General features: G+C 51.5%; 18 protein-coding genes. 17 read left to right on the forward strand and 1 reads right to left on the reverse strand.

Going from position 1 to position 17,751, the window contains the following annotated elements; translation table 11 throughout:
- Positions 1 to 7: 7 nt before the first annotated feature.
- From ACTWJ7_RS08810 to ACTWJ7_RS08825, 4 genes are read left to right on the forward strand one after another with little or no spacing between them, the layout of a single operon-like run.
- Positions 8 to 703 carry a glycosyltransferase gene (locus ACTWJ7_RS08810; RefSeq protein WP_443145343.1) on the forward strand — a complete coding sequence of 232 codons (696 nt, stop codon included), beginning with the start codon at positions 8 to 10 and terminating at the stop codon, positions 701 to 703.
- Positions 694 to 1,122: a hypothetical protein gene (locus ACTWJ7_RS08815; RefSeq protein WP_443145344.1), complete on the forward strand. Its 429-nt coding sequence runs from the start codon at positions 694 to 696 to the stop codon at positions 1,120 to 1,122. Before ACTWJ7_RS08810 ends, ACTWJ7_RS08815 begins: the two co-directional genes overlap by 10 nt.
- A complete protein-coding gene (locus tag ACTWJ7_RS08820) occupies positions 1,119 to 1,892 on the forward strand; it encodes a glycosyltransferase family 2 protein (protein WP_301881310.1) in 774 nt (257 codons plus the stop codon). The genes ACTWJ7_RS08815 and ACTWJ7_RS08820 overlap by 4 nt, the downstream gene beginning before the upstream one ends.
- Entirely contained in the window at positions 1,889 to 2,620 is a 732-nt protein-coding gene (locus ACTWJ7_RS08825; RefSeq protein WP_024632601.1) for a sugar phosphate nucleotidyltransferase, read from the forward strand. Before ACTWJ7_RS08820 ends, ACTWJ7_RS08825 begins: the two co-directional genes overlap by 4 nt.
- Before the next feature lie 235 nt (positions 2,621 to 2,855).
- Here ACTWJ7_RS08825 and ACTWJ7_RS08830 read toward each other — a convergent pair whose 3' ends face one another.
- Complete coding sequence (locus ACTWJ7_RS08830) at positions 2,856 to 3,224, reverse strand: hypothetical protein (RefSeq protein ID WP_301881311.1); 369 nt, start codon at positions 3,222 to 3,224, stop codon at positions 2,856 to 2,858.
- 208 nt (positions 3,225 to 3,432) lie between these two features.
- Here ACTWJ7_RS08830 and ACTWJ7_RS08835 point away from each other — a divergent pair, with 208 nt between their 5' ends.
- The 13 genes from ACTWJ7_RS08835 (at position 3,433) to ACTWJ7_RS08895 (ending at position 17,655) form a co-directional block, all read left to right on the forward strand.
- The gene (locus tag ACTWJ7_RS08835) at positions 3,433 to 4,197 is read left to right on the forward strand and encodes a GT-D fold domain-containing protein (protein ID WP_301881313.1); all 765 of its coding nucleotides are present in this window, start codon (positions 3,433 to 3,435) and stop codon (positions 4,195 to 4,197) included.
- Between the two features lie 64 nt (positions 4,198 to 4,261).
- Positions 4,262 to 5,821, forward strand: a complete 1,560-nt coding sequence (locus ACTWJ7_RS08840; protein ID WP_301881314.1) for a glycosyltransferase family 2 protein — start codon at positions 4,262 to 4,264, stop codon at positions 5,819 to 5,821.
- A gap of 316 nt (positions 5,822 to 6,137) precedes the next feature.
- Positions 6,138 to 6,407, forward strand: a complete 270-nt coding sequence (locus ACTWJ7_RS08845; protein WP_301881315.1) for a glutaredoxin family protein — start codon at positions 6,138 to 6,140, stop codon at positions 6,405 to 6,407.
- Between the two features lie 311 nt (positions 6,408 to 6,718).
- Complete coding sequence (locus tag ACTWJ7_RS08850; RefSeq protein ID WP_301881318.1) at positions 6,719 to 8,059, forward strand: LLM class flavin-dependent oxidoreductase; 1,341 nt, start codon at positions 6,719 to 6,721, stop codon at positions 8,057 to 8,059.
- A gap of 105 nt (positions 8,060 to 8,164) precedes the next feature.
- Positions 8,165 to 9,805 carry an ABC transporter substrate-binding protein gene (locus tag ACTWJ7_RS08855; protein ID WP_301881319.1) on the forward strand — a complete coding sequence of 547 codons (1,641 nt, stop codon included), beginning with the start codon at positions 8,165 to 8,167 and terminating at the stop codon, positions 9,803 to 9,805.
- 42 nt (positions 9,806 to 9,847) lie between these two features.
- A complete protein-coding gene (locus ACTWJ7_RS08860) occupies positions 9,848 to 10,780 on the forward strand; it encodes an ABC transporter permease (protein WP_079347613.1) in 933 nt (310 codons plus the stop codon).
- A gap of 64 nt (positions 10,781 to 10,844) precedes the next feature.
- Positions 10,845 to 11,762, forward strand: coding sequence for an ABC transporter permease (locus ACTWJ7_RS08865; RefSeq protein WP_301881320.1), 918 nt, complete (start codon positions 10,845 to 10,847; stop codon positions 11,760 to 11,762).
- Between the two features lie 24 nt (positions 11,763 to 11,786).
- Entirely contained in the window at positions 11,787 to 12,335 is a 549-nt protein-coding gene (gene ssuE / locus ACTWJ7_RS08870; RefSeq protein WP_301881470.1) for an NADPH-dependent FMN reductase, read from the forward strand.
- Between the two features lie 130 nt (positions 12,336 to 12,465).
- Complete coding sequence (locus ACTWJ7_RS08875; RefSeq protein WP_301881321.1) at positions 12,466 to 13,338, forward strand: LysR family transcriptional regulator; 873 nt, start codon at positions 12,466 to 12,468, stop codon at positions 13,336 to 13,338.
- Positions 13,339 to 13,406: 68 nt separating this feature from the next.
- Entirely contained in the window at positions 13,407 to 14,468 is a 1,062-nt protein-coding gene (locus ACTWJ7_RS08880) for an LLM class flavin-dependent oxidoreductase (RefSeq protein ID WP_301881322.1), read from the forward strand.
- A 199-nt stretch (positions 14,469 to 14,667) separates the two neighbouring features.
- Positions 14,668 to 15,783: an amidohydrolase gene (locus ACTWJ7_RS08885; protein ID WP_301881471.1), complete on the forward strand. Its 1,116-nt coding sequence runs from the start codon at positions 14,668 to 14,670 to the stop codon at positions 15,781 to 15,783.
- Between the two features lie 265 nt (positions 15,784 to 16,048).
- The gene (gene nikA / locus ACTWJ7_RS08890; RefSeq protein WP_443145345.1) at positions 16,049 to 17,464 is read left to right on the forward strand and encodes a nickel ABC transporter substrate-binding protein; all 1,416 of its coding nucleotides are present in this window, start codon (positions 16,049 to 16,051) and stop codon (positions 17,462 to 17,464) included.
- Entirely contained in the window at positions 17,464 to 17,655 is a 192-nt protein-coding gene (locus ACTWJ7_RS08895; RefSeq protein WP_443145346.1) for a hypothetical protein, read from the forward strand. The genes nikA and ACTWJ7_RS08895 overlap by 1 nt, the downstream gene beginning before the upstream one ends.
- Positions 17,656 to 17,751 lie beyond the last annotated feature (96 nt).

Consider the following 17,751-nt stretch of genomic DNA (forward strand, 5'->3'; position numbering starts at 1 on the left):
TGAGGAAATGAAGGAGCGTTCAGGGGGCGTCCGTCGTCAACGGAAAGCAGGCAGACGAACAACAAGGAACAGAACGAGAACCATGGGCAGGAAGAGCCTGTCTAAATCGCCGCTAAAGAGTTCAGCAGCGAGTAGATCGATAACGAAAAGATCCGTATTGCATGAAGCATTCAACGCAGGGCAACGGTCCGGACGCAAGGCGCTGCACAATGAGCAATCGATTGAACAACATGTACGTTCGACATGGCAGGAGCATGAGGCTGCGATTTCAGCGGAATTAAGGGGCTATCCTGCTGCAATGCAGGCAGGGAAAGCTTTCATGCAGGGGTATGCTCATGCTGCTGGACGTCCATTGAATATCATACCACTTGCCCTTAACAAACCTGCCGCTGCGGTCGTCTGTGCCTGTAATGAGGAACTTACGCTGGGGCAAGTGCTCGTACAACTGAAACGGTTACCGCTGACGGATATCGTTGTGGTATTGAATGGAACAACAGACAACAGTCTAATGCAGGTGCTTGAACAGCCTGGTATCACGCTCGTATATGAACCTGACCGGGCGGGACATGATGTAGGCCGTGCACTGGGGGCCAAGATGACGGAGGCGGAGACCCTTCTTTTTGTGGATGGGGATATGGTCGTTCCGGCAGAGCAACTCGCCCCGTTTCTGTATGCAGTGGACCGGGGGATGATGTGGCACTGAATAATCTTTCATCCCTTTTGCCTCCATTTGCCCGCCAGGATGAAGTGAGCCGGATCAAAGCATATCTCAACCGTGTGCTGAACCGTTCGGATCTGGGTTCCAATTCGTTGACGGCCGTACCCCATGCCCTCTCGCGCAGGATGATCCAGATCGTAAAACCACAGGCCCTGGCCGTTCCTCCCAAGGCGCAAAGTCTAGCCATTCAGCACGGATTAAAAGTGACAGCGCCCAGTCAAGTCGATGTCATTCGTTCCAATCGTCTGCGTTCCACCAATACGGGCAGCGGCAACGAAGTGGCCCGATTGATCATCGGCGACCATCTGGAGGCGATTGCAGCCTGGCTGGATATGGGCGGCAATACGTCACATGCCCGGTCCATTTCCCGTGTCGAAGTGGCCTACAGGAGGAATGCCAGATGACACTGACGAGTATCATTATTCCGACGTACAATGGGCTGGACCTGCTGAAGCCATGTATCGATGCCATTCGAAAATATACTGATCATCATACGTCATATGAAATTATCGTTGTGGATAATGGTTCGATTGACGGAACGGCAGCGTATTGTGCCCAGGAACGAATTCGTTTTGTCCGGCTGCCGGATAATCGGGGTTTCCCGGCGGCTTGCAATGCCGGGCTCCGTGCAGCCTGTGGTGATGAGCTGTTGCTGCTGAATAATGATGTAACGGTTACCGCCCGCTGGCTTGAAAACTTGCGGGCTGCCCTCTACAGTGATGCCAACATTGGCATTACAGGTCCGATGACCAACTATGCAAGTGGAATCCAGCAGGTGGAACTGGAGTTCCGGGACATGGCCCATTTTCAAGAACTGGCTGCTGCCAACAATATAGTCGATGCTTCCAGGTGGAAGGAAGTCAGACGGATTGTCGGCTTATGCATGCTCATTCGGCGAAGTGTGATGGAGGACATTGGTGTGCTTGACGAAGCCTATTCGCCGGGACACTATGAAGATGACGATTATTGCTACAGGGCCTGTCAGAAAGGGTATCGTTTGCTGGTATGCGGGGATGTACTTGTACATCATCGCGGCAGCGCGAGTTTCCTGAAGACCGATCCTGTGGCATGGAAACAGTTGCTTGAGCGCAATCGATCCATTTTTATCAACAAATGGCATGTCGATCCCCTTAAATATATTGAGACATCCGATGAAGGAGGGATAGTGGAATGAAAGGTGTAATTCTTGCAGGCGGAACCGGAACACGACTGTATCCTCTGACCCGGCTGATTAACAAGCATCTGATTCCAGTCGGCAAGCACCCGATGATTATGTATGGCATCGACAGACTCCGCCAGGCAGGCATAGAAGAAATATTGATTGTTATCAACAAACATTCCGCTGGCTTATACACGGATTATTTGGGCGGTGGAGCAGATCATGGCGTCAAGCTCACGTATCGGATTCAGGAAAAAGCAGGCGGAATTGCTGAAGCATTGGATCTGGCGACTTCGTTCATCCTCCCTGGAGAAAAATTTGTTGTTCTGCTGGGTGACAATCTGTTTAGCGACGATTTGAAGCCTTATGTGGACCGGTATTTGCAGCAGCCTGCGGGTACGGCTCGTGTTTTGCTTAAAGAAGTGGACGATGCACGGCGGTATGGGGTGCCGGTGTTTGATCCACAACATCCGGAACGAATCTCATACATTGAGGAAAAACCGAGCGATCCGAAGACCTCTTATTGTGTTACTGGCATATATATGTATGATGACCATGTATTTAATCTTATCCAACGCATTGCCCCTTCGGCACGCGGTGAACTCGAAATTACAGACGTGAACAATCATTATGCAGCGGCTGGAGGACTGGAATACGATATTTTGCAAAAATATTGGAGTGATGCAGGGACGTTCCAATCGCTTCAGGAAGCAGCCATCCGCATGAAGGGACAACTGCCCTAAAATATATGCGCCTGATGCTGCCGCTGTGAGAGGTCCCTTGAGAGCAGAACAACCTGCGCCGGAGCCGGAAGAATGCTCCGGCGCTTTGTGCAGCGGCGGCACTCCTCGTGCATGCCAAGGGAGGGAATGCCGTGAGAGCAGCAAAACGCAGCGACAAGAGTAGGAAGAAGACACCGGGCAGTCATGCCGGACCCTGGCACGTATCTGTGGGAGTGCAGCCCAAAGCGGGCTCAGATCACGGATGGGGAAACAAAGGCTTGAAGCCAAGAGCTGTGGAGCTCGTAGGAATAGAGCACAAGCTTTTTGCAGAACCGAAAGGTAAAGCCAGTGGGCGTACCGGTGTAAGACGTCGTGGGAGCGCAGGAGCGCGAGCACGAACAGGGGCAAAAGCAGGCGAAGCCCGCGGCAGTACAGGTGCGCGAGCAAAAACAGGCGAGCGTGCAGGCGTGAGCCGTGGTAGCAAAGGTGCGCGAGCCAAAGCGGGCCAGCGCGCAGCTGCAGGCCGCGGGCATGCTGCGCCGCGCAGCGGGCGGGCCGCAGTCGCCCGCCGCAAACCGCGCACGGCTGCGCAGCGTGCGGCCAGGCCAGCAACGCAAGCCAGCACGCCAAAGGCGCTGCCTGCCAGCGGTGCTGGCCCCGCCCCGCAGCAAGCGACACACCGGCACGATGGTGTCGCTCCCGCGGGGCGGGAAAGCGCTGCCGCGCATGCGGGCAGCGCAAGGGCACTTGCGCCTGCGCAGCTGGCTGCAGCGCCCGAGAGCGGCTACGCCGAGGGCTTCCGCGACGGCGTGTTCGCGGGCGGGGAGGCGCTGGTGGCGCAGCACATCCCGCCTGATCATATTCTGCCTGCCGTGGCGGCGGCAGATCTGATCGAGGCGGGATTCCGCCAGTATGCGCCTACCCTGACCCGGCTGGCCAGCCCTCATGAGATGGCTGGCCAGATCCAGAGGGCGCTGGATGCGCAGCGCCCTCTGTCCGTCGTTCGCCTCGGAGATGGCGAACTGCTGACCCTGGCAGCCGATACGGTGCTGCCAGGTGAACAAGTGCAGGAGCTGGCACCGTTTCTGCCTTATGCAGGGGTGCCACGCTCCACACCGGACATCCGCGCTGAGCTCGCGGAAGCCATTCAGGGCGCCGATTGGGTAGGCGTACCCATCTCGCGTGCGCCCACTTTTCAAGGGCTGTTATTTCCAGTATTTCGGCATTTCGGCATTGACTGGTCTCGTCTGAATCTGACCAGTTCCACGATTAACTACAGCCTGCATCAGTCGGGTCTGTTGTTGCCCGTGATACATGGCCGCCGGGTGCTGCTGATTGGAAGCCAGGCTGCTGAGCTCGGAGCGTTGTTGAACGGTCGTGGCGTTCATGTGACAGGTATCATCGGTGCAGTGGAGGGGGTTGCGGATATCCCGAGGGTGATGCAGCAGACTGCGGAGCATTCTTTCGATATCGCTCTTGTAGCGGCAGGAATTCCAGCCGTCATTCTGTGTCGCCGAATCGCTGGTGAGCTGGGGCGGGTTGCCATCGATTTTGGACATTTGGCTGACAAATTGGTTATAGGAGAGCTTCAGCTCTAAGGGACGGTCTGGTGCGATGTTCATCGTAACGCGCATTGGGATGAGGGGAAATGGAGGAAGCAACATGAGCACATCAGGCAGACGTTCAAAGCAGCGGGAAGCAGCGTCATCTGAAACCGTTGTTTTGCACTCAGCTCGAAGTCGTAGTGGAAGGAAAACCAGACGTCAAGGCTCAGGTAAACGGGCAGCCAAGAACGCAAAACTGTATAAGCAGGGCTACCGTAGAGGCTATGATGAGGGCGTGAGGCAGGGAGAAAGCTCATTCGGGCTGGTATTCGAAGGGGTAAGCATTATTATTCCGACGTACAACCAGCGCGAATATGTCCTGCAATGTGTGTCCAGTATTGAAAAGCATACACCTGCGCCTTATGAAATTATTGTTGTGGATAACGCGTCCAAAGATGGCACGGCGGAAGCCATGCTTCGCAAAGGTGGCATGGTAAGGGTCGCTGCACTGGATAAGAATCGTGGTTTTGCCGGCGGTGTCAATCATGGACTGATGATGGCGAGAGGCCGACACATTGTCGTGCTGAACAATGATACGCTGGTCACTCCAGGCTGGCTGGATAACATGATGTCCTGTCTTAACAGTCATCCCGAGATGGGGGTCGTGGGCCCGGTTACCAATTACATTGGTGGAGATCAGCAGATCGAAGTCCCATACACAGATGTGGAGGAGATGTGGTCTTTTGCAGCGCAGCATAATCGTCCGGATGCCGGTAAGCATCGGGAGACCGATAGGCTGGTCGGATTCTGCTGGCTGTTCTCTCGGGAATTGCTGGAGCGGGTAGGTTATCTCGATGAAGGCTACGCTGTGGGTAATTTTGAAGATGACGACTGGATCATCCGGGCGAGGCTGGCGGGATACAGGCTGGCGGTAGCCGGGGATGCCTTCATACATCACTACGGAAGTGTAAGCATGAAGGCGCTGGAAGAACAGGATTATGTAGCGGTGAATAAGGATAACGAACAGTTTTACACTCGAAAATGGGGAGATCCCCATGCACTCGTTGCCGAAACTTCCCGGCTCTCGCTGCATTCAAAGGTGTCGACCGGTCAGCAGGAGAGCACGACACCCCTTGGTAAGACGGACTCCTCTGACCTGAGACAGCGCATTTCCACCAAGGGCAGCAGCGATGTAATGCATAAGCTGAGACGCAGCACGGACTTTTACCCGGAGGGCTGTTTCATCACGGATATCAAGGGCGATGTTTACCGACTGATGCATAGACAGCGACGCAAGCTGAACATTCCCGTACCACGCGGCATTTCTCCCGTTCTGGTTGCCAAACCGGACCTGCTCGGCGTACCTGCAGGTGAGCCACTGGTATCTGGGGGTGAGGTGCAGGGCTGGCCCTTTGCAAGAAGCCATGTTCATGCTCAACCGGTTGAAGGCAACCGCGATGCGCTGGAGGAAGGCATGATTATTGCCGCAACGAATGAGCGGGATGTGTGGTATCAGATGAGTGGCAATAAACGTAGGAGGTTTGTAACCCCTTATGCTGCGGAACGATGGGGCGTGCAATCCGGGCATGTCGTTCATGTATCCGCTAACCAATTGCGTTCAATCGAAGAAGGCTGGCCCATCATTGCTTCTCCCCAGCTCTTGAACGAAGATTTGTAATGACGGGGTCCGGCTGCCTTGTATATCGGTTCGACAGCATGATGCGGAATGTGATGTACAGCGTATCGTTACGCTATACATCCTTTCCGCATCCGAACTTTACATAAATTACGAATTATGAAATGTAACGACTTTTTTCAAATTTAAAATTTAATCTTTCTATCCTCTTATAGGTTTATTCTATTGGCAGATCCATTGACGCTTGAAGAGGTGAGGAGTACATTTATAGCCATAATTCTTATTTAACAGATAGGAATAAATGGTCTGGGTGGTGATCCATCCTGATCTGACAATGAATCAATCAGGAGGTATGCAGATGTCTTCTACATCGAAAAAAGTAGTGCTTTGGAGCAAAACAGGCTGTCATTTCTGCGGGGAGGTCAAGGCATTTTTAACGGCCCGCAACCAGCCTTTCGAGAACATCGAAGTACAAGGCAATGATGTGCTGAGGGATGTGCTTGAAGCCAAATATGGCATTCGCCATGTACCTGTCATTGAAGTGGGTGGAGATGGCAAGTATGAAGCATTGCTGGAGCCCGATCTGGAGAAACTGGCGGAACTTCTCGCCAGGCCGATGAAGCAGTAGTCTGACCGGACGTGGCGGATCTCTTGATAAAGCAGTTTCCGGCTGCTGGCTGCTGAAGGCTGTCATTTCAGTTTGCAGCAGTCGGGACTTTTAAGACATCGTATCCTCATATTCAGATATCCAATCCTTATATAGAAAAGTTCTATAAGTAACGCTGTTGACCGATGTGCGGGGCAGTGATAAGCTTTGTGAAATTAAAACTGACCAAACTCATAGGAATAGTTTACTTTTGTTTTTCATTCGTAATCCATATCAGATCGGACTTAAGAACATTTCTTGATATATCCTAATCCAAGGAAGGCGGAATAGTTATGACGGCTCAGCGCAGTTTGAAATTTGGAGCGATTGTCCACGGTGTAGGAGGCAGCATGACGACTTGGAGACACCCGGAGATCCAGCCGGATGCCAGTGTGAATTTTGAGTTCTACAAACGACAGACGTTGAAAGCGGAGGAAGGCAAATTCGATCTCGTTTTTATCGCTGACGGTCTTTATATTACCGAGAAATCTATACCTCACTTCTTGAATCGATTTGAGCCCATCAGTTTATTGTCCGCCCTGGCCGCGATTACGTCACGGATTGGTCTGGTTGGAACACTGTCCACCTCCTATAGTGATCCATTCACAGTCGCCAGACAGTTCGGTTCTCTTGATCTGATCAGTAATGGCCGCGCTGGTTGGAACGTTGTTACTTCCCCGCTTGAAGGTTCGGCCAAAAACTACAGTAAAAGCAACCATCCAACCCACCCGGAGCGTTACCGAATTGCAACGGAATATTTGCAGGTAACCAAAGGCCTGTGGGATTCGTGGGAAGACGATGCCTTTGTAAGAGACAAAGAGAGCGGTGTTTTCTTCGATCCATCCAAGCTGCACACACTCAATCATGAAGGAGAGTTCTTCTCCGTACAGGGTCCCCTTAACATTGCTCGTTCACGGCAGGGGCAGCCGGTCATTTTTCAGGCAGGTTCTTCTGAAGATGGCAAGACTCTTGCTGCCAAGGAAGCGGATGCTGTCTTCACGGGACATGATTCAATCGAGGATGCACAGGCCTTTTACAAGGATGTCAAAACCCGTGCAGCTGCTTATGAACGTTCCGCACAGGATATTGTCATTTTGCCAGGAATTAATCCGATCATTGGACGGACAGAAGAGGAAGCGGAACAGAAATATCAGGAAATTGCCAGCCTGGTCACCATCGATAAAGCACTGGACTATCTGGGACGTTTCTTCGAGCACCATGACTTCTCCCAATATCCGCTGGATGAGCCATTCCCTGAGCTGAATGGCATTGGCAGCAACAGCTTCCGCAGCGGTACGGACAAAATCAAGCGGGATGCCAAAGAGCAGGGATTGACGCTGCGCGAAGTAGCCCTGCGAGCTGCAACACCGAAGAGCAAATTCCTCGGAACACCGGAGCAGGTGGCTGATCAGATTCAGGAATGGTTTGAAGCGGAAGCGGCAGATGGATTCATTATTCATTCCGAACTGCCGAGTGGATTGTCCGATTTTGTAGAGCTCGTTGTTCCGATTCTGCAAGAGCGCGGCATCTATCGCACTGAATACGAGCATGACACATTGCGCGGCAATCTCGGGGTGCCAATTCCGGTGAATCGTTACACGGCTGCCCGGGAGCAAGTCGGAACCGAGGCGTAAGAAACTGGGGAGCTGGAAATCGGCACAGTCAAGGAATGAAGCGTAAATTAGTAAATCAATAATTCAATGAATCAATGACACCTGTATACACAGAGGGGAAGCTATATGAACAGGTCTATCTCATGGATGAAATATATGGCATTGGCGGCAGTAGTGGTGCTGGTATTATCCGGTTGCGGAGCGGCAAGTAACTCGAACAGTACAGTCCAGGCTTCCGGTGGGGAGCAGTCCGGGCAAGCAGAAGGTGGGAGCCTGACCTACGCACTCGCCACATCTCCGGATACGCTGGACCCGCATCGAAGTGGCCTTGCCGTAACCGTACGTGCGATCCGGACGATCTATGATAATCTGGTGGTCCAGCTGCCGGATGGTTCCATTAAACCTTGGCTCGCCAAGGAGTGGAGTGTATCGGAGGATGGCAAAAGTTATACGTTCAAGCTGCGTGAAGATGTGAAGTTCCATGATGGCACACCATTTAACGCGGAAGCCGTGAAGTTCAATCTGGACCGGGTGATCGATCCGGCCACCAAAGCCGCCAATTCCCTTGCCTTGATCAGACCATATAGCTCCTCGGAGGTCATTGATGAATACACCATCAAGGTGAATCTGGAACAGCCTTCGCAAGCCTTTCTCGGCAACTTGAGTCAGGCCCTGCTAGGGATTGTGTCTCCAACAGCTGCCAAGAAATACGGTGACCAACTGGGCAAAAACCCGGTAGGGACTGGTCCGTATACCTTCGTGAAATGGGATGAAAATGCGGATATCGTTGTCGCCAAGAACAAGGATTACAACTGGGCTCCGGAAACCGTTGAAAATGAAGGTGCCCCTCATTTGGATACGATTACGTTCAAAATTGTACCGGAAGAAGCAACGCGCATCGGCAGTGTACAGAGTAAGCAGGTACTTGCCGCCGAGACTGTTCCGCCGCAAAATATTGCTGCGTTGAAGAACGATCCGAACCAGCAATTGCTGCAGGCGAATACCGTTGGTTTGCCGTATACCCTCTTCTTCAATCTGCGCAAAGCACCTTGGGATGATGTGAAAGTCAGACAGGCGGTGCAATCTGCGGTTGATGTGGAATCCATCGTGAAGACATTGTATCTGGGCAACTATGAACGAGCGTGGTCTGCACTGTCTCCAGGAATTCTCGGTTACGATGCTTCCCTGGAAGGAAGTATCCATCCGGATATTAACAAGGCCAATCAGCTGCTTGATGAGCAAGGCTGGGTCAAGGGAGCAGATGGCATTCGTGAAAAAGACGGTAAGAAGCTGACCCTGCATTATGTGGACGGTTCGCCGAACCGGGAGAAGCGTAACGACATTGCTGCGATTATTCAGCAGCAGCTCAAGCAGGTGGGTATAGCTGTTGAAGTTGAAATTACGAAGGATATTGCTACGGTCGTCTATCAGAACTGGGATTATGATCTCTACGGCAACAGCCAGGTCAACTCTGATCCGAATGCACTCTATGCTTTCTATCATACGAGTGCAGAAGGTGAACGCCCGACGCTTTCCGGCTTATCCGATCCGAAGATCGATAAGCTGCTGGAACAAGGAGCGGTGGAGACTGATCCCGATAAACGAGTGGATATCTATAATCAGATTCAGCAGTATCTGATCGATCAGGCTGTCATTCTGCCGATCTATGTGTTCCCTTATACGGTGGCTGCATCCAAATCGGTGCAGGGCATCAAGTTTGATTCACTCGGTTATCCGCTCTTTAACGATGTTCGGATTCAGCCCTAACACGTACCATCAATGATGTAGACAGGAAGGAGACGACCCGGTATGGTTCAAATGATACTGACAAGACTTGCTACATCGCTTCTGGTTATTTTCGGAGCTTCGGTGCTGGTGTACTGCATCATGTATCTGCTGCCGGGTGATCCGGTCCTGCTCATGCTGGACCCGTCATCGGCAACACCCGACATGATTGAGAACCTGCGGGTTCAGCTTGGTCTGGATCAGCCGTTTTACATTCAGTTTGCCAACTATTTCGGAGACATGCTGCGCGGGGATTTCGGCAAATCCATGATCAATTCCGACCCGGTTCTGCCCAAAATACTGGAGCATTTCCCTGCCACACTGGCGCTGACCGCGCTCAGCTCGATCATAGCGATAACCATCGGCATTACGCTCGGTGTACTGTCTGCCATTCATCGTAATGGCGTGATTGATTTCATCGCCCGCCTCGTTGGATTGTTTGGCATCTCCATGCCGACCTTCTGGACCGGCATTCTGTTGATCCTGTTGTTCTCTGTCCAGCTGGGCTGGTTCCCGGCAATGGGTTCCGACGGATTCAGTTCATTGGTGCTGCCTGCTGCAACACTGGGCCTCGTTGGTGCGGGTTTTATTGTACGTATGGTGCGTAACAGCATGCTGGAAGTGGTGAACGAACCGTTTATCGTAGCATTGCGAGCGAAAGGTCTTTCACAGCGAACCATTATGTACGGTCATGCGCTGCGTAATGCGCTGATTCCTGCGGTGACGGTCATCGGCATGTTGATTGGTGATCTGCTCGCCGGAACCGTCGTGGTGGAAACGGTCTTTTCCAGACAGGGTATCGGCAGAATCATCGCGGATGCGTTGATGGCCAAAGACCTGCCAGTCGTGCAGGGCGTAGTCTTTTTCACAGCGATGATCTATGTCGTGTTGAATTTACTGGTGGATATCTCTTATGCGTACATTGATCCCAGAGTTAGGCGTGCAGTCCGAACATGATGAACGTGATGGCGGATGGAACAGCTTGAAACATCTGAACGCGTAGTGAGGAAGGAGGAGTCTTATGAGCATGAAACCATTGGTGTGTGACAAAAAAGGTTGGACCGGCAGAACAGGGCGTTTACGCCTGTGGAGCCGCCGTCCCCTGCGTCACCGCGTCTCATTCGCGGTATCCCGTTTATTCTTTTATTCAGCGTTGCTGGTTGTGGTATTTACCGTCACTTGTGCGATTGTGCCGGGCTGGATCGCCCCCTATGATCCTACTCAGATGATGACGGATGCCATTCTGCAGGCTCCCTCTGCTGCGCACCTGTTTGGGACCGATTATTTTGGCAGGGATATCTTCAGTGTAGTTGTGCATGGCAGCAGGGATTCACTGCTGATTGGATTTGCCTCGGTGCTGGTGGGTGGTCTTGTGGGCAGTGCCCTTGGCATTATTGCGGGGTATGCAGGAGGGGTTTTGGACACCATCACCATGCGGGCCGTCGATATTCTGATGGCTGTTCCAGGCGTGTTATTGGCATTGTCCGTTGCGGCAGCACTGGGACCTGGACTGCTTAACATTGCACTGGCTGTTGCGGTATCCTCCATTCCGGGGTATGCACGGGTGATGCGTGGGCAGGTCATGTCCGTTAAAGGTTTGCCTTTTATTACAGCTACACGTTCACTTGGGGGCTCCAATGCCCGTATTTTCTGGAAACATGTACTGCCTCATTCGTTGTCACCATTGCTGGTTATGGCGACGCTGGGCGTAGGGACCTCTATTCTGACAGGCTCCGGGCTCAGTTTTCTCGGACTTGGCGTGTTGAAAGAGATTCCGGATTGGGGAGCGCTGCTCTCGCAAGGAAGAGGTTATTTGACGGTTGCCTGGTGGATCTGTACGTTCCCGGGACTCGCAATTACCATGTTTGTGCTGGCGGTTAATCTGATTGGAGACGATATTCGCGATCGGCTCGACCCCAAAGTAAAAGGAGCGGCTTGACCGCTATTCCAAGGAGGAATCATGATGTCACATGTCGTTATTATTGCCGGAGCGCCTACCAAACGTTCACGTCTGACAGGCCTTACGGAGTACAGCAGCAATAAATTAAGAGAGGCGGGCATTACCGTTGAGGTGATTCATGTGGCTGACCTGCCAGCGGAGGATCTGGTGCAGGCCAAGTTTGATAGCTCATTCATTCGCGATGCACTCGCTGTTGTTGAAGCCGCGGATGCAGTCATCGTGGCGACCCCGGTATACAAAGCGTCGTACTCAGGCGTGCTGAAGCTGTTCCTGGATCTGATTCCACAGGAAGGACTGCGGGGCAAGCTGACTCTTCCATTGGTCATCGGCGGCTCAATCGCCCATCTGCTCGCTATCGATTATGCATTGAAGCCTGTTCTGGCAGCACTTGGCGGCAGACATATTCTCGGCGGGGTATATGCGGTTGATCAGGGGATTGATCGACTCGATGATGGTAAATACGTACTTTCGGCGGATATTACTACGCGTTTGGATCGTTCCCTGGAAGAATTGATATTGACTCTGGAAAACAATGGTATTACGATATCCTAAAACCAAGTAAATTCATTGGATAAATAGATATAGAAATTGAACTATACATTTACACAAGAACGTAGAGGACAGAAAAAACCGTAAATATTCTTTGTTCAATTTGTATATAAACTGGATTTGGGGGGCGCTTATGAATATTGAGAACATTGAAGCATTTGTATACATCAATCATTACGGAAGCTTCAATAAGGCTGCCGAGGTACTCTTTTTGTCCCAACCTTCTGTCACCGCTCGTATTCAGTCCCTTGAACGTGAACTCGGCTGCAAATTGTTTGACCGTCTGGGTAAACAGATTGTGCTCACGGAAGAAGGGAGGAAATTCCTTCCCTACGCCCAGCAGGTGCTGCAAGTGATTCAGAAGGGCAGACAGAAGATCCAGCAACGCCGTACGACGCCTGATGCACTAAGACTCGGCAGTACGGTATCCGTATCCAACTATGTCATTCCAGACTTTCTGCCCAAAATCAAGGAAGCTTATCCTGAGGTCAGTATAAAGCTGACGACAGCAACGACGGACCAATTGGTCGCCAAGCTGCTCAGTCAGGAGATTGATCTGGCGTTTGTACGCAAGGTCATGCACCCGGCGATCCGTACGATTGCCTTTTATGAGGACCCCATTCAGCTTTACGTTTACAAAGGGCATCCATTTATAGAACGTGGGCATGTCAGTATGGAAGCCATCCGGAATGAACGACTGGTCTTTTTCGAATGTGGGTCACTGGACTGGCTGCGCATTCACCGGGCCTTTGACTCGCTGGAACATCCGCCGGATATTACATATCATGTCGATCATTCGGAAACGGCGAAGAAACTGGTTATGCAGGGGGCAGGCATCGCATTTCTGCCTGGGTTAACGGTGCAGAAGGAAGTACGGGAGCAGGAACTGTTCCCCATTCAGGTGCACGAGGTTGCAGGTGTATCGCTGCAGATCAGCGTCGTTACGTTAAAAGAAGAACATTCGCCTTTTGCAGAGCCTTTCGGGGAGCTGCTGCGGCAGCTATAGAGCGTCGTTTAAGGAAGCAGGAAGGATTTAATAAGTCAGGCTCGGCATGATCGAAGGAGGAGAATGTGATGGGTATTCGTGTTGGCATATTGGATCAAACCCCGATCTACGAAGGGGAGACTCCGATTGATGCGTTTCGGCATACGATTGAATTGGTACAGCGGGCTGAACAGCTTGGATTTCATCGTTTCTGGGTATCGGAACATCATGACTCAGGCCATGTCGCAGGCTCCTCACCGGAAGTACTCATTTCCCATTTGCTGGCGCATACGGAGCGGATTCGTCTCGGTTCTGGCGGGGTAATGCTCCAACATTATAGTCCTTACAAAGTGGCCGAGAACTTCAATGTGCTCTCTGCGCTTGGCCCGGGGAGAATCGATCTTGGTATTGGACGTGCACCAGGGGGATTGCCTCGCTCCACACAGGCACTACAGCAAGGAATTCAGGAGGCCGCTTCCCTAAAAGATAAAATCAATCAGGTCAAGCAGTTCATTCATAATGAACAGCATGAAGACGAAACACATCCTTTGGCAGGCTTGAGCGCCGCACCGGTATCCGCAATCCCGGCCGAGCTCTACGTGCTTGGGGCAAGTGTCGATAGTGCAGGCATGGCGGCAGCACTGGGGCTGCCGTATGTATTTTCATTGTTTATTAATAGCAATACAGAGGTCGCTCAGGAGGCTTTGCGTACTTACCGGGAACAATTCGACCGCTCACATGGGCGGGAGCCTTATGCCATTCTCGCTATCTCATTAATTGTGGCGGAGAGTGCGGAAGAAGCCGAAGGACTGGCAAGTGAACATATGCTGGTCAAAATCCATCTGGAGAATGGCAAGGCATTAACCGTTGGTTCCATAGAACAGGCGGAAGAATTCGGGCGGCAATCGAACGAGAAATATCGGATCGAGATTTTGGAGCCAAGTGTGACGAGAGGTACAAAGGAAACGGTCGGTCAGGCTCTGACGAAGTTCCAGCAGGATTTTGCCGTGGATGAACTGATGGTTACCACAGCCTCACGTGATTTTGCCAAGCGTATTCGTTCATTTGAATTGTTGCGTGAGGCACTGGATGAGCAGGGACTGGGCGAATTCTCAACTGAATCGACACCTGCACAAGTGGTAATCAGTTAGGCATAACCATGGTAGAGAGCATACTTGCTGAACGAAGTGACCCGTGTATTATATTCATTCATCTTACATGGCACATACGATGATAAAAGGAGGCAATGTCGTGAGCAGTGATCTGAAACAGGCAGAGCAAGCAGAACAGAGCCGCAAGCATGAACTTTACGTTGGGCAGGATGAAGCATTCGCAGAGCACTTAACCGCGATTCGGCGACATTTGCATCGTAACCCCGAGCTATCCGGAGAGGAACGCGAAACGACAGAAGCCATTCGGGGCTGGCTGGTTGAGGAAGGCGTACGGATTGCGGATGAATACTCGCTGCGAACAGGCCTAATCGCTGAAATTGGGCAGGGTGATGACCCGGTAGTGGCATTGCGTGCAGATATTGATGCCCTGCCGATCCAGGAAGAAACGAAGCTGGAGTATGCTTCGCAAGTGGCGGGTCGGATGCATGCCTGCGGTCATGATGCACACACCGCCATTCTGATCGGTGCTGCACGATTGTTGAAACAGCGTGAGTCCCGGCTGCCGGGCAAGGTTCGTTTGATTTTCCAGCCCTCGGAGGAGAAAGCGACGGGGGCACGGCAGGTGATTCAGAGCGGAGCGTTATCTGAAGTACGGGCTGTTTTTGGTTTGCATAACAAACCGGATCTGCAGGTTGGTACGGTAGGTATCCGTGAAGGGGCGCTGCTCGCAGCGGCAGACGGTTTTGTGGTTAAAGTAGAAGGTGTCGGAACGCATGCGGCAGTGCCGGAAGCGGGCATTGACCCGATTGTGGTTGCATCTCATATTGTGACCGCATTACAGGCCATCGTGAGTCGTAATGTCGGAGCACAGGAGAGCGCTGTAATCAGTGTGACCAAAATAAACAGTGGCACCGCCTGGAACGTCATTCCCGAAGAAGCCATCTTGGACGGCACCGTGCGTACCTTTGACGAGAAGGTGCGTGCCAAGATTCGCGAGCGCTTCAACCAGGTGGTTGCCGGTGTTGCAGCAGCCTTCGGGACACGCGCTACGGTGCGCTGGATTCAGGGACCACCTGCCGTGGTCAATGATGCGTCATTGGCTGCTGCGGCTGAGCAGGTGGCAGGTGAAATTGGTCTGAACATTATCCGACCGGTACCTTCTCCGGCGGGCGAAGATTTTTCCTTTTACCAAAAGGAGGTCCCGGGTCTGTTCCTCTTCCTCGGAACGTCAGGTCCGCATGAGTGGCATCATCCTGCATTCAATGTGGACGAACGAGCGCTGCCGCTTGGCGCACATCTTCTGGCAGCGCTGGCTGAACAGGCACTGCAAAAGTTGCAGTCAAACGGCGGATAACCGATAACAGCAGTCGGAAGATTGTATTGTTCTGTCATCGAAGTGGCAGCGTAAATATTTTTAGTTTAACTTATAAAATACAGTCGCGAATGGACGCAAAAAACGGTGACCTCAATCAGGTGACCGTTTTTTGCTATTTCCGTATTTTTAATTTAGTAGTTGTGGTTCTTCAGATTGTATGCTACGATTCTAATCGTAATTATTACTATTACAAATCGTAATTATTACTTATATATCTACTTCACGAGGGAAAAGGAAGGGAATCATGCATACATCACGCAAGGTTTACACATTGGCTTTATTAATTTCGCTCCTGCTAGTATTATCCGCTTGCTCCGGGACAGAAGCAGGAACGGCGCAACTAAACACGAAAGCTTCCAACGACGAGTTGGTCTTTGCCAGCACCAAGGATATCCGAGATATCAATCCCCATCTATACGCGGGAGAGATGCCGGCTCAGAATATGGTATTTGAATCCCTTGTAATCAATACGCCGGAAGGCATTAAGCCTGCACTCGCGGAGAAGTGGGATATATCAGAAGATGGCACCACATATACATTTTATCTACATAAGGATGTTCAGTTTTCGGATGGAGAGCCGTTTAATGCCGAAGCCGTGAAGATGAATGTCGATGCCGTGCTGGAAAATGTCGAGAAGAACTCCTGGCTGAATCTGGTTGCCGAGATCAAGGAGACGAAAGTGATCGATGACGCCACGTTCCAGATTGTACTGAAAGACCCGTATTATCCGACATTGGAGGAATTGGGGTTAACTCGTCCGTTTCGCTTCATCTCACCGAAAAGCTTTATTGACGGTACAACTGCGAATGGAGTCAGCAGCTATGCCGGAACAGGGCCATACATTTTAACAGAGCACAAGCAGGACCAGTACGCGACATTTACGGTCAATGAAAATTACTGGGGAGACAAACCGCAGATCCAAACGATGAAGTGGAAAGTCATGCCTGACCATCAAACGATTCTGCTCGCCCTGGAAAAGGGAGAAGTAGACCTGTTATTCGGTTCGGACGGTGACATGGTGGACAATGAATCGTTCAAAGTGTTGACGGATCAAGGGAAATACAGCACGGTCATCAGTCATCCGGTTGGCTCACGTGCGATCGTTCTTAATACCAACCGCTCAGCAACTCAGGAGCCCCAAGTGCGTGAAGCACTGATGTATGCCATTAATAAACAAATCATCGCGGAAGGCATACTGAACGGGACGGAACAAGTGGCAGATACGTTGCTCTCCACTTCGGTGCCGTACGCGGATGTGGGCCTTGAAGGTGTGCAGTATGACATGAACAAAGCAAGCGATCTGCTTACGGCGGCTGGCTGGGTTGCTGGCTCGGATGGCTATCGGTACAAGGATGGGAACAAGCTTGAACTGACGATCTATTACAATTCCGATAATGCACAGGAGCGGACCATTAGTGAATCGATGCAAAACGATCTGAAGCAGGTCGGCGTAGCGTTGAACATTGTTGGCGAGGAAAAGCAGGCCTATCTGGACCGTCAGAAAACGGGTGAATTTGATCTGATGTACTCCCTCTCCTGGGGATTGCCGTATGATCCGCAAACGTATGTCTCTTCCTGGAGAGTTCCCTCCCACGCCGATTATCAGGCCCAATTGGGGCTGGAGAAAAAGAGTGGCTGGATCATACGATTACAGACCTGATGGTCGAGCAGAATGAGGAACAGCGCCAAAACATGTACAAAGAGGTTCTAACGTATATTCATCATGAAAATGTATATATTCCACTGACCTATTCGGTTACCAAAGCCGTTCATATCAAGGCGCTTCAGGGTGTGGGCTTTAACGTTTCCCAATACGAAATTCCGTTTGAGAAGATGTACTTCGAAGAGTAATCAGGAAATTTTAAAATTCATTAGGAAAGTCAGGAAGCCTCGCTCATCCTCTTCCATTTGCGAAGTTGTGAAGCGAGGTTTCCTTATATATGGATG

It is taken from the genome of Paenibacillus sp. 1A_MP2 (genome assembly GCF_052244825.1).
Classification (GTDB): domain Bacteria; phylum Bacillota; class Bacilli; order Paenibacillales; family Paenibacillaceae; genus Paenibacillus; species Paenibacillus vandeheii.

Excerpts from the sequence above, each read along its gene's own strand:
- ACTWJ7_RS08865 (WP_301881320.1), top strand. The coding sequence starts at position 10,845 with ATGAGCATGAAACCATTGGTGTGTGACAAAAAAGGTTGGACCGGCAGA.
- ACTWJ7_RS08820 (WP_301881310.1), top strand. The coding sequence starts at position 1,119 with ATGACACTGACGAGTATCATTATTCCGACGTACAATGGGCTGGACCTG.
- ACTWJ7_RS08895 (WP_443145346.1), top strand. The coding sequence starts at position 17,464 with ATGGTCGAGCAGAATGAGGAACAGCGCCAAAACATGTACAAAGAGGTT.
- ACTWJ7_RS08825 (WP_024632601.1), top strand. The coding sequence starts at position 1,889 with ATGAAAGGTGTAATTCTTGCAGGCGGAACCGGAACACGACTGTATCCT.
- nikA (WP_443145345.1), top strand. The coding sequence starts at position 16,049 with ATGCATACATCACGCAAGGTTTACACATTGGCTTTATTAATTTCGCTC.
- ACTWJ7_RS08840 (WP_301881314.1), top strand. The coding sequence starts at position 4,262 with ATGAGCACATCAGGCAGACGTTCAAAGCAGCGGGAAGCAGCGTCATCT.
- ssuE (WP_301881470.1), top strand. The coding sequence starts at position 11,787 with ATGTCACATGTCGTTATTATTGCCGGAGCGCCTACCAAACGTTCACGT.
- ACTWJ7_RS08850 (WP_301881318.1), top strand. The coding sequence starts at position 6,719 with ATGACGGCTCAGCGCAGTTTGAAATTTGGAGCGATTGTCCACGGTGTA.
- ACTWJ7_RS08845 (WP_301881315.1), top strand. The coding sequence starts at position 6,138 with ATGTCTTCTACATCGAAAAAAGTAGTGCTTTGGAGCAAAACAGGCTGT.
- ACTWJ7_RS08860 (WP_079347613.1), top strand. The coding sequence starts at position 9,848 with ATGGTTCAAATGATACTGACAAGACTTGCTACATCGCTTCTGGTTATT.
- ACTWJ7_RS08880 (WP_301881322.1), top strand. The coding sequence starts at position 13,407 with ATGGGTATTCGTGTTGGCATATTGGATCAAACCCCGATCTACGAAGGG.
- ACTWJ7_RS08855 (WP_301881319.1), top strand. The coding sequence starts at position 8,165 with ATGAACAGGTCTATCTCATGGATGAAATATATGGCATTGGCGGCAGTA.
- ACTWJ7_RS08810 (WP_443145343.1), top strand. The coding sequence starts at position 8 with ATGAAGGAGCGTTCAGGGGGCGTCCGTCGTCAACGGAAAGCAGGCAGA.
- ACTWJ7_RS08875 (WP_301881321.1), top strand. The coding sequence starts at position 12,466 with ATGAATATTGAGAACATTGAAGCATTTGTATACATCAATCATTACGGA.